This is a genomic window from Streptomyces natalensis ATCC 27448 (genome assembly GCF_000935125.1).
GTDB classification, from domain to species: Bacteria; Actinomycetota; Actinomycetes; order Streptomycetales; family Streptomycetaceae; genus Streptomyces; species Streptomyces natalensis.
The window spans coordinates 81702-96280 of sequence record NZ_JRKI01000029.1 but is presented as its reverse complement, the minus strand read 5'-3'; the positions used below and the strand labels follow the sequence as shown (position 1 = coordinate 96280).

General features: G+C 67.9%; 10 protein-coding genes and 2 pseudogenes. 9 read left to right on the top strand and 3 right to left on the bottom strand.

Going from position 1 to position 14579, the window contains the following annotated elements:
• Positions 1–238: 238 nt before the first annotated feature.
• Positions 239–1669: a pyridoxal phosphate-dependent decarboxylase family protein gene (locus tag SNA_RS20305; protein WP_063752414.1), complete on the bottom strand. Its 1431-nt coding sequence runs from the start codon at positions 1667–1669 to the stop codon at positions 239–241.
• A gap of 46 nt (positions 1670–1715) precedes the next feature.
• Between SNA_RS20305 and SNA_RS42575 the strand changes: the two genes are divergently transcribed.
• The 3 genes from SNA_RS42575 (at position 1716) to SNA_RS20295 (ending at position 6269) form a co-directional block, all read left to right on the top strand.
• A complete protein-coding gene (locus tag SNA_RS42575) occupies positions 1716–2546 on the top strand; it encodes a hypothetical protein (RefSeq protein ID WP_157880010.1) in 831 nt (276 codons plus the stop codon).
• 313 nt (positions 2547–2859) lie between these two features.
• Positions 2860–4008 (top strand): WS/DGAT domain-containing protein, encoded by a 1149-nt coding sequence (locus SNA_RS20300; protein WP_198535098.1) that lies wholly within the window; start codon positions 2860–2862, stop codon positions 4006–4008.
• A 68-nt stretch (positions 4009–4076) separates the two neighbouring features.
• The gene (locus SNA_RS20295; protein WP_052808947.1) at positions 4077–6269 is read left to right on the top strand and encodes an MMPL family transporter; all 2193 of its coding nucleotides are present in this window, start codon (positions 4077–4079) and stop codon (positions 6267–6269) included.
• An 84-nt stretch (positions 6270–6353) separates the two neighbouring features.
• Here the strand turns inward: SNA_RS20295 and SNA_RS44095 are convergent.
• Both SNA_RS44095 and SNA_RS41455 read right to left on the bottom strand, forming a co-directional pair.
• Positions 6354–6678: pseudogene (locus tag SNA_RS44095) on the bottom strand (MerR family transcriptional regulator); the annotation flags it as partial.
• A gap of 35 nt (positions 6679–6713) precedes the next feature.
• Positions 6714–6834, bottom strand: a pseudogene (locus SNA_RS41455) (IS481 family transposase); the annotation flags it as partial.
• Between the two features lie 264 nt (positions 6835–7098).
• On the opposite strand from SNA_RS41455, the gene SNA_RS20290 reads away from it, so the two are divergent.
• The 6 genes from SNA_RS20290 to SNA_RS20270 all read left to right on the top strand — a co-directional run bounded on the left by SNA_RS20290 (position 7099) and on the right by SNA_RS20270 (position 14503).
• On the top strand, positions 7099–8181 hold the full coding sequence (locus SNA_RS20290) for an alpha/beta hydrolase (protein WP_037788549.1): 1083 nt from the start codon (positions 7099–7101) through the stop codon (positions 8179–8181).
• Positions 8182–8748: 567 nt separating this feature from the next.
• Positions 8749–9957 carry an alpha/beta hydrolase family protein gene (locus SNA_RS20285; RefSeq protein ID WP_198535097.1) on the top strand — a complete coding sequence of 403 codons (1209 nt, stop codon included), beginning with the start codon at positions 8749–8751 and terminating at the stop codon, positions 9955–9957.
• Positions 9958–11026: 1069 nt separating this feature from the next.
• A complete protein-coding gene (locus tag SNA_RS20280; RefSeq protein WP_030063416.1) occupies positions 11027–11584 on the top strand; it encodes a hypothetical protein in 558 nt (185 codons plus the stop codon).
• A 59-nt stretch (positions 11585–11643) separates the two neighbouring features.
• Positions 11644–11781, top strand: a complete 138-nt coding sequence (locus SNA_RS42570; RefSeq protein WP_157880009.1) for a hypothetical protein — start codon at positions 11644–11646, stop codon at positions 11779–11781.
• A 195-nt stretch (positions 11782–11976) separates the two neighbouring features.
• Positions 11977–13032 carry a hypothetical protein gene (locus SNA_RS20275; protein ID WP_030063415.1) on the top strand — a complete coding sequence of 352 codons (1056 nt, stop codon included), beginning with the start codon at positions 11977–11979 and terminating at the stop codon, positions 13030–13032.
• Between the two features lie 730 nt (positions 13033–13762).
• Positions 13763–14503: a hypothetical protein gene (locus SNA_RS20270; protein ID WP_030063414.1), complete on the top strand. Its 741-nt coding sequence runs from the start codon at positions 13763–13765 to the stop codon at positions 14501–14503.
• The last annotated feature ends 76 nt before the right edge of the window (positions 14504–14579 follow it).

The following is a 14579-nucleotide window of genomic DNA, read 5'->3' as shown; positions in this document are numbered from 1 at the left end:
GCCGCCGCAGCCCAGACCGAAGGCAACTACATCCGCGAGAAGACTCTCGAAGGCCAAGCCATCGCCGCGGCGAAAGGCAACCACGGCGGACGCCCCAAGGTCATCGACGAAGACATGCTGACGTTCGCGCAGGCGCTCAAGGACAAGGGCGTCCCCGTGCCCGAGATCGGCACCGGTACCGAAACCGGCTCTCTGCGACGTGATCGACGGGGCTGAGGCGGCGTTGCGGGGCGCCGTGTCAAGAAGGGGAGGTTGCGGGGTTCTCCAGGTACTGGGCGTGGGTGCGGATCCGTTTCCAGACGTAGTGCAGTGTGTCCGCATCAACGTACGGAGATCCGAAGGCGGCCCGCACGGCGGGACGGCCGTTGACGCTTGTGGGGGTGCACAGGAGGGTGGGGTCGGTCTGCAGGCGGGAGAGCAGGTCGCGGGTGTCGTCGTCGGTGTCGCGACGGAAGACGACCAGGCCCAGCTCGTGCACCTCCAGGTGAAATCCGGGCTCGGCCGTGATGAGGCGGGCCAGCTCGGCCGCCAGGCGGATGTCGTGGCGGATGGCATCGCGCAGACCTTGTACGCCGTGGGCCCGCATCACGTACCAGAGTTTGAGGGCACGCATGGGGCGGCCGAGGGGCACCTGCCAGTCGCGGAAGTCCACGACCTGACCGGAGTCGGTCGCAGAATTCCGCAGGTATGAGGGGGAGATGCTCATGGCATCGGTGAGTGCGGCACGGTCGGAGGTCCACATGACGTCGCACGGGGTCCCCGTGCGCATCCACTTGTGGGCGTTGACGGCATAGGAGTCGGCGAGGGCGATGCCGTCAATGAGGTGCCGGTACTCCGGGCATAGTGTCGCGGAGCCCGCGTAGGCGGCATCCACGTGCAACCACACGTTCTCCCGCCGGCACAGCTGCCCGATGTCCGGTACGGGGTCCACGGCGCACATATCGGTGGTGCCGACCGTAGCGACGACGATGGCAGGGACGAAACCGGCCGCACGGTCGGCGGCGATCCGCGCGCTGAGGGCGTCGGGATCCATCCGGCCGGTGCCCGGCAGTGTGGCGATGAGCTGCGGCTCGCCCAGACCGGCGAGCCGGCTGCCCTTGGGGACGGAGGAGTGGGCTCGTTCCGTGCAGTACATCCGGTAGCGGCCCTCGGTTCCGGCCGTACGCCATCGCCCCTGCGACGCTCTCTGAAGGGCCGCCGCAGTGGCCACGAGTACCGCCGATGAGGCGGAGTCCTGGATGACTCCGCCTCCGCGGCCACCCGAATGGTGGAAGACTTCCGGCAGGCCGAGGGCCTGGGCCAACCAGTCCGTGACCACTTGCTCCAGCTCCGTGGCCGCCGGAGACGTCGACCACATCATGCCCTGTACGCCCAGCCCGGCGGTGACGTACTCGGCGAGCACGGACGCGGGGGAGTTGTTGGTCGGGAAGTAGCCCAGGAACGCCGGATGCTGCCAATGGGTCAGGCCGGGGACGATGACCTTCCAAGTATCGGCCAGCAGCTCTTCGAGGCTCTCCGCTTGCTCGGGAGGCGCGGACGGCAATGCGGTGAGCAGCGAGCCGGGTTCACACGGCGGCGTCACCGGCACCTCTCGGGCTGCCAATGCCCGCCAATGGGCGACCAGCTGTCTGGTGGCCGTTTCTATCGCCGCTTCAAACTCAGCACCCATCGCGCAAAAGTAGCGACCTTATTGTGCTTTGTCTATTATGTCGCTTATGCGTCCTGGCTGTGTCGAACTCCGGCTTCCCGACCCGGAGCAGCTGCCCGAGGAACTTGAGTCGCTGTGGCGTTCATCCGTTCGAGAGGCTCCCCCGGTTCGCTCGGTCCAATGCCCGCTGCCCGACCTGCGGGAAGCCGATTACGACGCATTTTTCGGTGTCACCCGGGTCTCCGGTGCGCCGGCCCGGCTGCTTTCGGGGGCGCTGGCCACCACGGTGAGCACAATGGCCTCGTTGCCCGAAGCCACCGCCGAACCGGCACTCCACCAGGCACTGGACGCGGCCCGCCTGGCTCCCGTCGCGGAACCGGGACTGACGTCGGATACGCCCCCTCAGCAGCGCTGGATACACGGGCACCGCCTGTTTTTCACACTCACCCAAGCGGCCATCGTGGGTTTGCAGGACGCCCTGGCCGCACCACGCGCCCGTTCCTGCGGGCCGGGAGTTCAGGCCACTCGCGTCTTCCTGCATGCGAGTGCCGCCGCCATGCGCCTGACCACTTCCTTTCCCCGGTCCGCGTATGAGCACATCGTGCGGCCCTCCATGTCACCGCCCCAGCATTCCGCCCAAGGCTTCTCCGGACTCTGGTCGGCCGATCACCGCGTGCTCATCACCCGATTGCGCGCCTGGGGTGCAATGCACAATGAAATATGCAGGGATTCCTGCAAAATCCGCCGACGTCTGCTGGATGCCGTGGACGAGGTGTACACCGCTCACATCGATATATGTGAACGCTTCGTCGGTGACGGCCCCTCGCTTTTGGGGGGATCCGGAAACTCCCTGCATACTCTCAGTGTCCTCTCCAAGCGTCGCGGCAAGCTTCTTTAGACCTTTGTTGAATCTGTGCCGGATGTTTCCGGCGCCGAGCGCGGCGGATGTCGAATACCAGTGAGCACGCCGATATTTGACGGGCCGACAGATATGTTGCCGACACATATGTTCACGTCCTCGTCCTCTTTCAGGAAGGACCGAGATGGGTCTCCGAGACGCCCTTCGTCGAGCCGCTGCCGGACGGGATCCGGTTCCCACAGCAGGTCGGCAGGCCGGCGTCAGGGAGTGGAAGGGAGCTTTCTTCGACTACGCAGCGGCACACCCGGGCACATCGGTCGCGGTGGGGGGCGTCAGCCGCATCACCGGGGACGTGCCCGACCACGAGGAAATGTGTCTCCTGGTGGACCTTGCGGCAGCCCGCTATCCGGAACTCGCACAAGCGCCACCGGATGAGGCCGGCAGAGGAGCGGGGGCCCCGTTCGCCGCCGCAGACCATGTCTTTCGTACGCCCGTCGCCGAGGGGACAGGGCTGGACGGACTGCGCGCCGCGCTGAGGGATGTTGCCGCCGCCCCCTTGCCGGAACGTCTGTGGGGAGTGTGGATCCTGCACGGCTACGCCCCCGACGAGTTCGCCGTCGTACTGCGGGGGCATCACGCGCACTTCGACGGCATGCTGCTCAGCGAACTCTTCCGTGGCACTCTCAGCGAGCCCGCCGCCTCCCCGAAGCCAGGTGTCCCCCCGCGCAGCCCCACAGCCCGCCGGGGCACCGCAGCCGAACTGACAACCGCCCTCCGCGAAGGCATCGGCGCCTTGAGCGGGCTGCGCCGGGCCGCTCGTCTCGTACCGAACGGCTTTCCGCTGACAGGCAAGCCGCACTATGCGTGGGGCAGCGTGGAGCTGGCCCGTTTCCGGAAAATCGCCGCCGCACACGGAGCCACCCCCAACGACCTGTACTTGTCGTCCCTGGCCGGCGCGCTCAAGAGCTGGGCTGAGGAACGCGGCCAGTCCCTCGGCCGGCAACCGGTGCGCATGATGGTGCCGGTCACCCTGCGGCGTCGGGACAACGCCGGCAACAGAGGAAACTTGGTGCTGGGCGCGGGAGTACGGCTGCCCGTCGGCCTGGACGATCCCGTGGAGCGACTGGAGTACGTGAAATCCCGTACGCGCAAGGTCCGTTCCATGCTGTTCAATCCCCACGCCGGCGCCCTGGGGCGGATGGTCCCCGACCGGTTCGGCCGCTGGCTTCTCGAACTCGATCTGCACCCGCGGAGCACAACGGTACTGGCATCCCACGTTCCCGGACCCGAGAAACGTCTCCGCCTCGGCGGCCGGCTCATCACCGACGTCGTACCGCTGAATCTCCTCCCGGCCGGCCATGCGCTCGCAGCGTGTTTTTCCAGCTATGCCGACACCGCACAGATCTGCTTCGTCGCAGACCGAACGGTCGGCGGCTGCGACGGCCTGGTGCAGCTGTGGATGCATGAGCTGGACGAGATGACAGCGCGCGCCGGACTGTGATGGCGAGCAGAGAAGCGGTCGGGGAGCAGAAGAGGGAGCGGCCCGCCGCGGTCCCTCGACACTGGGCCGTGACGTATCGATGGCTGATCCTGGCCCTGGCTCTGGTGGCCGTACTCGGTTCCGGTATCGCCGCCGGCGACGTGCGCGGACGCCTGGTGGACGGCGGATACTTCGACCAGTCGGCGGAGTCGAGCCGCGCGGAACGACTGCTGACGCAGCGCTACGGATCCGGAACCCCGAAGCTGATGTTCGTGGCCCGTTCGACGGGAACGGTGAACGATCGGCAGGCCTCGGCAGCCGGTCGGCGCCTCGTCGCCGAACTGGCCGCCGAGCCCGGTGTCGTCTTCGTACGTGCCCCCTGGTCCCCGCCCACCCCGTCCCTGCTGTCGGCCGACCGACATGCCGCTTTGCTGATGCTCGCCGTCGCAGGGGACGACCAGCAGATGACGCGCACCGCGCAGCGCCTGATCCGGAAGTACGCCGGTGTTCGGGCTCCGTTGACCGTGGAGGCGTCCGGACGGCTGTCCGTCAACCGGTACGTCGAAGAGCAGAGCCGCCGCGGCCTCGTCAGCTCCGAGATGATCGGTCTTCCGCTGGTCTCCGCCGTGCTCCTGATGGTGTTCGGCTCGGTGCTGGCCTGTGCGCTACCACTCGCCATGGGACTGGTCAGCGTCACTGGCGCGATGGCCGCCCTGGACCTGCTGGCGCGGCACTATCCGGTGAACGTCTTCGCACTCAACATCCTCACCGCCCTGGGATTCGGACTGGCGGTGGACTACAGCCTGATCATGGTCAGCCGCTTCCGAGAAGAGCTGGACCGCGGTCTGGAGGTGCCGGACGCGGTGCGCGCCACCGTGCGCTCGGCGGGCCGCACCGTCGCGGTTTCGGTAACCGTGGTGACGCTGTCCCTCTGCGCGCTGCTGTTCTTGCCCACCCCCTTCCACCGCTCGCTGGGCGCCGGCGCCGTGGCAGTGGTCTGCCTGGCCGGGGTGGCCGCGCTGGTGGTCCAGCCGGCACTGCTCGCGCTCTTCGGGCGCCGCCTGAGCCGCCGCCCCGTGCGCCTGCGCCGGCGGCGAGCCCGAAGTGCCGGTGCTCCGGACTTCTGGGAGCGGCTGGCCCGCGCGGTGCTGCGGCGCCCACTGGCCGTAATGATCACAGTGTCCGTGTTCCTCGTACTCCTCGCCGTACCTGCTTCCGGGCTGCGCTTGGGGTTCATCGACGAGGACTGGCTGCCCCGCGATGCGGCTCCGCGCCTCGCAACGGAGCGGGCGCGCGCCGAGTTCCCGCTGCTGAACGGGACCACACTCACGGCACTGGCCCCCCAGATCCCGCCGGGCTCGCCGGCCGCCGACCGCATGGGCCGGGGCCTCTCCAAGCTGGTGGGCACCGACCTGGTGACGGGCGCCGAGGGGAATTTCCGCGAGGGCCACCGGATCGCCGCGCCGCCCGCCCGGCCTGCCGGCAACGTGGGGCGCGGGACCTGGTACGCCCTCACCACACAAGCCGGACCGTACAGTGCGACGGCTCAGCGGCTGGTCGGCGCGGTCAGAGCGCAAAAGGGGGCGGGCCCGGTACTGGTGGCAGGGGAGACGGCCGCGCTGGTGGACATGAAGCACACCCTTGCCCGGTACCTGGGCTGGGCTGCCGCGCTGATCATGACCGCTGTTGCGGTGCTGCTGTTCCTCTTCACGGGGAGCGTACTCATCCCGGTCAAGGCCGTGGTCATGAATCTGCTGAGCCTGACAGTGGCGTTCGGCGCCATGGTGTCTCTCTTCCAGGAGGGACATCTGTCCCGCCTCCTGGGCGGCACCGCCACCGGTCATGTCGATCCGCTGATTCCGGCGGTGGTGTTCTGTATCGCCTTCGGCCTGTCCATGGACTACGAGGTCTTTCTGATGGCGCGCATCCGCGAGGAATATCTGCGCACCGGGGACAACGAACGGGCCGTCGTCACCGGATTGCAGCGCACCGGACGACTGGTGACGGTCGGAGCGCTCGCCATCGTCATCGTCCTCGGCGCACTGGCCGGTTCCTCGCTGGCCGTTCTGCAAGAAATCGGAGTGTGCCTGGCCCTCACGATCGCCGTCGACGCCACGCTCGTACGGTGCCTGCTCGTGCCGGCCCTCATGGGCCTGGCAGGCCACTGGAACTGGTGGGCCCCTACTTCGCTCCGAAGGGTACGTGCCCTCATCCTTTCCCGGCTGACCAGGGCCCGTGCACCGCACGAACCACCGCGAATGTCACGTCATCCGAGGGACTGATGCATCGGCCCTTCTGCACGTGATTGTTTTTTGGTTGTGGCTGGTTGGGCATGCGACCGTGGGAGGGGGCCGGGCGGTGCGATAGAGGGCCCGGATCTGTGCGTCGACGCGCCATCGATGGTCGTCGAGCAGCCGTAGGCGTTCTGCCTCGTTGCCCGGTCCGTGGCGTACCGGTTCGGCGAAGTTCTAGAGGTCGGCGAGCGGCATGCCGGTTTCGCGGAGCTTGACGCAGATCAGCAGCCACTCGCATCGAAGGAGGTGTAGCGCCGTCGGCCGCCCGACGTGCGCCGGACCGGTCCGACGAGCAGGCCCTCGCGCTCGTGGAAGCGCAGGCATGCACGCTCAGTCCGGTCCGCTCGGCCACCTCGCCGATGCTCAGCGACTGCATGGCAGCCTCGGTGGTCGTCATGCCCGCGCACTCCCGGATTTGATCTAGACCTCGCTCTAGCTGTGCTGACCGGAGAGGTTGGTGACGCGGCTGGCTGGGGTGTGGCCGCTGATTCCGGTGTGGGGTGGGTGGTAGTTGTATCCAGTCCCGCCAGTCGGGAAAGGCTGCCTGTCGTTCGGCCAAAGAGCACATCACCCATGGCCGTTCGCGATCGCGGTTTCGGTGCCCAGCCGTGATCCTGGCACTGAAAGTGATCCAGAACCAGGATTCGACCGCCGCCGACAAGCGGCCACAGCATCCCCATTTCCGCCTTCTATGGGGTCACGCCCTTCCTGCTACACCAGGTCGGCGGGCGTGTCGGCTGACCGTCCGCCAGGATGGGCGGGCGAGCGAAGCCGTACGTCCGGGAGCACGCCCGTTCACCATCGAAGGAGCTAGGCCATGCCCCAGCCATCGAGCCGCACCGGAGTCGCTTCCCCGGCGACCCGGCTCCGCAAGGGTGTCATTCACCTGGCGTTCCGGCTGCCGGAGGGTGTCAAGCGCCGCATCGCCGGCCCTGTCGTGCGGATCGACGGCCGGGAACTCGCCCTCGACGCCCAGCTCCTGATCGCGCTGGGCAAGCGGCTGGGCGTCGACCGCATGGTGGTCGGCGACTCCCCGGGGAAGACCCGTGATGCCGTCCGGACCCATCAGTACATCCTCGCCGGGCCCCACGACGGCACCGTCACCGACCGCGACATCCGGATCGATACGCCGGACGGCGAGATCCTCGCCACCCTCCACACACCCGCGGGCTGCCCCGACCCCTCACCGCTGCTGGTGTTCTTCCACGGCGGCGGCTGGGTCTTCGGCAGTCGTGCCGAAGACGCTCCCCTCACGCGCTTCCTTGCCCACCACGCCGGGGTGCGCGTACTGGCCGTCGACTACCGGCTGGCACCGGAGCATCCATTCCCGGCCCCCTTCAACGACGCACTCGCCGCCTTCGACCACGCCCACGCCCACGCCGCCGAGCTGGGCGTCGACCCCCAGCGGATCGCCGTGGGCGGCGACAGCGCCGGCGGCAACCTCGCAGCAGCCCTTTCCCAGGCCGTGACGGAACGACAGGGCCCCCGTCCCTCACACCAGTTCCTGTTCTATCCGTCCACCGACCTCACTCGGCGCCATCCCTCCCGCGAACGGCTCGCGAACGGCTTCCTGCTGACCGACGACGACATCGAGTGGTTCCAGAACCAATATGCCCCGGCCTCCGCCGACCGGTCCGATCCCCGGCTGTCCCCGCTGCTCGGGGAGGCTTCCCCCGGGATCGCTCCCGCCTATGTCGCCGTCGCCGGCTTCGATCCCCTGCGCGACGAGGGGGAGGCGTACGCGACCGCCCTCGAGAAGGCCGGAGCAACAGTGACCCTGGACCGGATGGACGACCTCATTCACGGGTACCTGAACTTCTACGCCCTGGGCCCCCGCTTCCGAGCCGCCGCCCTGCGCACGGCGGAAGCGATCCGTACACACCTGAGTAAGGGGCACTGACGCCACGACCGAGCGGGCCCATCGCCCCCGGGCACGGCGTCGACTACGCCCCCGGACTGGTCGTCTAGCATGCCCTTGAGCTGCGGAAATAGCGCTTGCTAAGGAAGGCCGGCGGGGGAGCGGGCCTCCCCTCCCGCCGACCTTCTCTCTGGATCCGTTGCATGTTTTTGATGCCCAGGGAGTGTCTAGTACTCCAGTCTGGCTTCGCGATCTTGCGGCGGACTGGACCGCACGATGGTTGTCTCACAGGCGGACTTGTTGTCACCAAGATCGCAGCAGGCGCATCAAGGAGAGACCCCGTGCGGGGTCGGAGGGGTCAGCTGCACCTCCCCAAACAGAGCATGGTGCTGGCCGTCTTCGGGCGGTGACGCGAACGGGGGTAGGCACCAGGAGGACCCGGGGGCCTGCGCCAGTGCGTCGTAGTTCGGAACGCGTGAGGCTGAACTGGCTTTTGACGAGCCACGTTTGGAGGAACTTGTGATCATCTCCGCCTCACCATCCTCGCGCACCGCAACGCGGTACCGCGGCGGCCTCCGGGCAGTAGGGGCAGCCGTCTGCTGCGGCCTGATGCTGAGCGGGCCAGCCGCCGCCACCGCCGCCACTGCACCCGCCACCCATACCCAGGCGCAGCACGAGGAGCGTGGTCGGGGCACGCTGGTCTCCGCCGAGAAGCTGTACACGCTCAAGACCCCGCAGGCCGTGGCCGCCGAGCTGGGTGGTGCCGGGTTCGATGACGGCACCGTCCGGTACGGCGTGGTCGCGTACCGGCTGGTCTACCGGACCGTCGATCCGCACGGACGGCCCACCACAGCGAGCGGGCTGCTCGTGCTCCCGCGCAACAGCGAGAGGCGGTTGCAGGCGGTCTCCTTCGCGCACGGCACGGGCAGTCACAAGGACGACTCCCCGTCCATGCGACGCGGCGCTTTCCTGTCCGCGCCGGTGATCGCGCATGCGTCGGCGGGTGCCGCGGGTGTCGCGCCCGACTATCTGGGGATGGGCAAGGGGCCCGGTTTGCACCCTTGGATGGACATCGGCTCCGAGACCACGGCATCCCTGGACATGCTGCGGGCGGCCCGCGCCTTCGCGCCGCGCACCGGACATGTGCTGGCGCGCAAGGTCATGGTCACCGGCTTCTCGCAGGGCGCCTCGGCTGCACTGGGGCTGGGCCGGGCTCTTCAGGCGGGTGAGGACCGCTGGTTCAGGCTGGGCGCGCTGGCACCGGTCAGCGGCGCCTACGACTTCAGTGGCACGGAGTTGCCCGCCTTGCTCGAAGGCAGGCTGGAACCCAAGTCCAGTGTGCTGTACGCGGCCTACACCTTGGTGGCGTTCAACCGCCTCCACCACGTCTACGACAGCCCTGGCCAGGTCTTTCAAGCCCCGTATGACAGCACCGTGGAGGCGCTCTTCGATGGCGCGCACACCGGGGAGCAGCTGATGCGGGGTACCCCGGGCACTGTCGACGAGTTGCTGACCGAGCACGGCCGCGAGCTGCTCGCTCATCCGACGGGGCCGCTGGCAGCGGCGCTGCACGCAACCGATGCCGTATGCACCGACTGGGCCCCCCGCGCCCCGGTCCGGCTCTATATGGCGACTGGTGACGAGCAGGCCGACACCGCCAACACGGAGCACTGCCAGGATGCTCTGCTCAGGAATGGCGTGGACGCCCCGGCCGTTGATCTTGGCGCTGTCGACTACCACGGATCCCGTCATCTGGGGTCCAATGTCGCGGCCACCTCGGCGATCGTGCGCTGGTTCGGTGAGTTGCGCCGGCGGTGACGTGAACGTGGCAGCTGCAGCCGGTGACTATGCCGTGCTGCCCGAGCCGATGGCGACAAGCAGCGTGCTTACCCGGTGACAACCACCCTGCCTCCGCCACTGGCAGACCAGCAGATCGGCTGCTGTCGTCGGTGACAACTTCGGCACACGGACACGGGTGCGGACGGGGATGGCCACCGTGTGATCATCGGGCGTTGTGTGGACTCCTGAGGATCGTGCGGTGGCCGCGGGTCATGGCGTAGACCCTGTCCGTTGGTGGGCGATGTTCGACCACGTCATGGCCCGGATCGAGGGACGATTTGGGCGGGTGGAGCCTCGGACGACCGCCCGCGCCTATCTGCAGGGCGCGCGGTCGCCAAGACGGGGCGCGCAGAGGCGAAGAAGCCCTGCCTGGGAGGGCGGGGCTTCGCAGACTTCGAGTGAGAGCAGCCAGTGCGCCCCGGCGCCACCAGCCCCGAGACTGACCAGCCACGCCAACAGCGCTGGCGACGCCATCAGGTGCAGACGACGGACCGCACCCTGGCTGGAAAACGTACCTGCAGCCTGCCCGCCCCACACCCAACCCGCCCGCACTCAAATCGGCAGATAGCCTCCTGGTACGCACCACCACAGGGGGACTATGGACGCGGGATTGGTCGGACTCGTCGGAGGACTCGGAGGCGCCGCCCTCGGAGCGTTAGGAGCTACTGCCTCAGCCTGGATCACTGGCCGCAAAACCGAAGTCCAAGCCCGCATCCAAGCCGACGCACAGCTCCAAAAGGCTCTCGGTCACGACGGCATTGAACACCTCTGACATGAGGAGGTGGAGAATCACAGCCGAAGCGCACGCTGCCTCTACTCCGCCATCATCGGCGCCGCAGCTGGCGGGCTACCAGGTCTACACGCCCCCACAGGGACACCCTCACAGGGCCCGACCTCGTCAAAGCCCGCAAGCGACTCAAGCACGTCGACGACCCCGCAGACGACTGACGTGACGAAGCCCCCGCCAAGCCGGGGGCATTTCGTGATGCAGTCGCTTCACCCGCATGAAGCCGATAGTCTCCCGCCACGCACCACACCAGGGGGACGGGTGGACGAGGGGACAGCGGCGCTCATCGTGGGCATCATGGCTGCCGCGAGCGCCGTTCTGGCTTTCTTCGGCGGCAAGATGGGCGCCAAGATCGGAGCAGACGCACTGCGCAAACAGGTCGACGACCAAGCAAAGAATGAATACGCCCATTGGGTTCGCCGAGAGCGTCGGCAGATCTTCGGCGAAACGCTCCGCGCCTACAGTCAGCTCGCGCAGACACTCACCAAACTCCGGATCGCCATCCATGAGGACGAAACCACCGACCAACTGATCGAAGCCGCAGTAGAAGAGCGAGCCCTGCTTCACATCAGCTGCTACAACACCCGACTGCTCGGCCCCGCATCGGTGCACGAGGCCGCCGTCCAACTGTCCGAGGCCGCGCAGACAGGCGTTGAAGCACACAAGGCCGTCGCCTTCCTCGCCGTGAACGGGAACGCAATCCAGCGCGCCGACGCCCTACGCGACTTGTCTGCCGCCAGAAATGAAATGGGCAGCCACCTGACGTCCTTCACTCGCGCGAGTCGCGAAGTCCTCCTCGAACCACCGACCGTCGAGTAGACCGGCCCAGAGCCAGCACCCATGCGCAGCAACGACGAATAGATAGCACAGAGAGAATCATGGATCAGGGCAAGGCAGCCTTATACGCCGCCATCATCGGCTTCGCGGCAGCCATCATCGGAGCCGTAGTCGGCGGATGGGCCAGCTGGAAGGCGGCACGGCACAGCGCCGATGCGCCGCGCTCCCGGGCTCTGTGACCATCGGGAGAGTTCGTGTCTGTCGTGCCTGCGTCCATCATCTCGCCGATCCGTGAGGAGTTCCTCAGGCTGCTGCCCGAACGTGCGGACGCGCACCTGCTGGGGTGCCACAATGCGCGGATTGCGGACGCGATCGTCTTCGACCGGCTCGTGCCGGCCGGGGACTTGTCGGTGGCTGGTGGCAGGATCGCTGGTATGAGCTTTGTTCGTACCACTCCGCCGCGGCCGGTTGACGTCGCCGCGGTCTTTCCCGAGTTGGCTCCGTTGGCGCGAGCGGCGATTCGGCTGCATCCTCGTGCCGGGTCGCCTTCGGTGTTCGAGAGTTCAGTGGGGGGTCCATTGCTGTGGCCCGCTGATGAGCCATGGCCGCACTGCGACGGCTCGCACCCGGGCAGCGGCATGTCAAGGTCACCTGTAGAAGTAAGGCTGGAGCGGCGCAGGCGGGCCCGACTGCATCGTGATCCCCACGGCCCTCAGTACACGCCCGAGGAAGAGGCGATCAAGGAGCGGAACGACGCGGTGTCCATGGAGCGCCTCGACACCGGCCTCCCGTGGTCCGCGGAGAGCCCGGTCCCCATGCTGCCCGTGGCCCAGCTGTATCTGCGGGACATACCCCTGTTGCGTCCGCCCGGCCAGGCCGATCTGCTCCAGGTTCTCTGGTGCCCCTACGACCACGAACCGGATTACAAGCCGTCGACCGCTCTGTTCTGGCGATCCGCCGCCGCGGTCGTCGACATCCTCGCCACACCGCCGGAACCGTATGAGGCGGACTACGACGGCTACGTGCCGGAGCCGTGCTCGCTCGCGCCGGAGCAGATCACCGAGTACCCCAACAGCCTCGATCTGAGCGCGGAGGTGCGGCAGGTGCTGGGGGACTGGAGCAGATGGCAGGCAGCTGACGTCGGTGTGGACAGCTCGTACGCGGCCTATCCGGCGGAGTTCTATGACTGTGAGCTGGCTGACGCTCCCGGCTGGAAGGTCGGCGGCTGGCCCCCGTGGGGCCGCACCGACCCGTACCGCCGGTTCTGCGCTGTCTGCGACGCTCAGATGGTTCCGCTGCTGACCATCGCCTCCTTCGAATGGGACGGCGGTACGTGCGGCTGGGCGCCGTACGAGGATCAAGCCCCCGCGTTTGCTGCCGGCCAGAACCCCGCGCAGCCGACCGCGGTCGAAGTCGGCAGCGCCGACAATCTCCAGCTCTATGTCTGCCCGGCATCTCCGGAGCATCCGCACACCGACCTGATCCAGTGAGCTGTCGCTGACTCCTCTTTCCGGGGGCCGCACACACCGCAACAGCTGGGGTGATCGGCGGGCGTCGTGAGCCAGTGGAAGATGCTGTGCTTCTGCTGGCTCCGGACTGCGCGGGGTTCGGGGTTCTACGCGATGTGCGGGAGACAGGGTGCCAGCGGGAGGCGGCAGGCTCTCGACCTTCGTTACTGGTGACAGAAAGGCTGCCGAATAAGCATTTGCGACAAGCCGCGTGCCTCAGGTGACAATCAGGCTGCTTCGACCGGTCCCATTCGCCACGTCGTCCAGCTCTGCCGGTGACAACTACTGAGCTTCGGCTCAGATCCTGGTCGGGTGGCTTTGTTCACGAGGACCGACAGCACCAGTACATGAGATGGGGAGGCGTCGGCAGATGGGGAGGCGTCGGCGGCGCGTCGTGTTCGATGTTCATGAGAAGCGACAACGCCCCCAGCCCCCCGCCGTCGCAGGGCTTCGCCATGGGTAGCCGTGATGTGGCCCCGAGCAGCTCTGCGTAGTGTTCCGGCTCCGTGGCATCCGGCCACGGAGCCTCCGCAAAAACCCGTTTGGCGGACCACGGGGACCACTGCTACTTTCCCGGAGGCCGTGCGAGAGATCGAGGAGGTGGTACCCGTGAACGCAGTATCGACATGGGTGCTCCCCTCCGGGGTCACGGTCGGACGATAGACAGGTCGTCCGGGAGTGCCGTTCCAGTGCACTCCCGAAAGGCACGACCATGCACTTCACTTCTGAACAGCGTCTCGACGACGGTCTCCTCGAGCGCGAATTCACCCTCGGCGAGATTCCCGGCGTCCTGTGGACACCCGCGTCAGCATCCGCATCCGCACAGGTCCCGCTGATTCTGCTCGGCCCCCCGCCGCTCGGACTGCGCAAGGTGTACCCCCGACTGGTGGCGCGGGCCCGGCACGCCGCGGCGGATGGCTTCGCCACGGCCACCATCGAGCTCCCTGGCAGCGGCGACCGGCCCCGTTGGGCCGCCGCCGAGCAGGCCCTCGCCGACCTGCGCCGGGCGATGGAGGCCGGCGAGCCGGTCACCGACGAGATCATCGACGCCCTCATCCTCCCGCTGGTCGACAAGGCGGTCCCGGAATGGCGGGCCGCCCTGGACGCCCTCCTTGCGCTGCCCGAGATCGGCGGCCCGGTCGGCTACTCGGGGGGAGTGATCTCCATCGGCGTCCGGCTGGCGGTGGTCGAGCCGCGCATCGTGGCCGCCGGTCTCTTCGCCGGGAGTTTCGTGCCTCGCGCCATGTTCGAGGAGGCCCGCCAGGTCACCATTCCGCTGCACGTCCTGCTGCAGTGGGACGACGAAGGGAACGACCGGCAGGCGGCCCTGGACCTGTTCGACGCCTTCGGCTCCAAGGAGAAGTCCCTGCACGCCAACATGGGCGGGCACACCGGCGTCCCGCAGTTCGCGGGGAACGCCGCGGCCCAGTTCTTCGCCCGGCATCTGAAGTGAGGCCGGGCCGTCAGGCCACCAGTCGACGGTAGGCCGTGTTGGCCGGGATGTCCCTCGTAGAGGCACGTCCCGGCGC

What these genes read in the sequence shown, in the direction of transcription:
- SNA_RS20305 (WP_063752414.1), bottom strand. Translation starts at nt 1,669, where the DNA reads ATGGGTGCTGAGTTTGAAGCGGCGATAGAAACGGCCACCAGACAGCTG.
- SNA_RS42575 (WP_157880010.1), top strand. Translation starts at nt 1,716, where the DNA reads ATGCGTCCTGGCTGTGTCGAACTCCGGCTTCCCGACCCGGAGCAGCTG.
- SNA_RS20290 (WP_037788549.1), top strand. Translation starts at nt 7,099, where the DNA reads ATGCCCCAGCCATCGAGCCGCACCGGAGTCGCTTCCCCGGCGACCCGG.
- SNA_RS20285 (WP_198535097.1), top strand. Translation starts at nt 8,749, where the DNA reads ATGCTGAGCGGGCCAGCCGCCGCCACCGCCGCCACTGCACCCGCCACC.
- SNA_RS42570 (WP_157880009.1), top strand. Translation starts at nt 11,644, where the DNA reads ATGGATCAGGGCAAGGCAGCCTTATACGCCGCCATCATCGGCTTCGCG.
- SNA_RS20275 (WP_030063415.1), top strand. Translation starts at nt 11,977, where the DNA reads ATGAGCTTTGTTCGTACCACTCCGCCGCGGCCGGTTGACGTCGCCGCG.
- SNA_RS20270 (WP_030063414.1), top strand. Translation starts at nt 13,763, where the DNA reads ATGCACTTCACTTCTGAACAGCGTCTCGACGACGGTCTCCTCGAGCGC.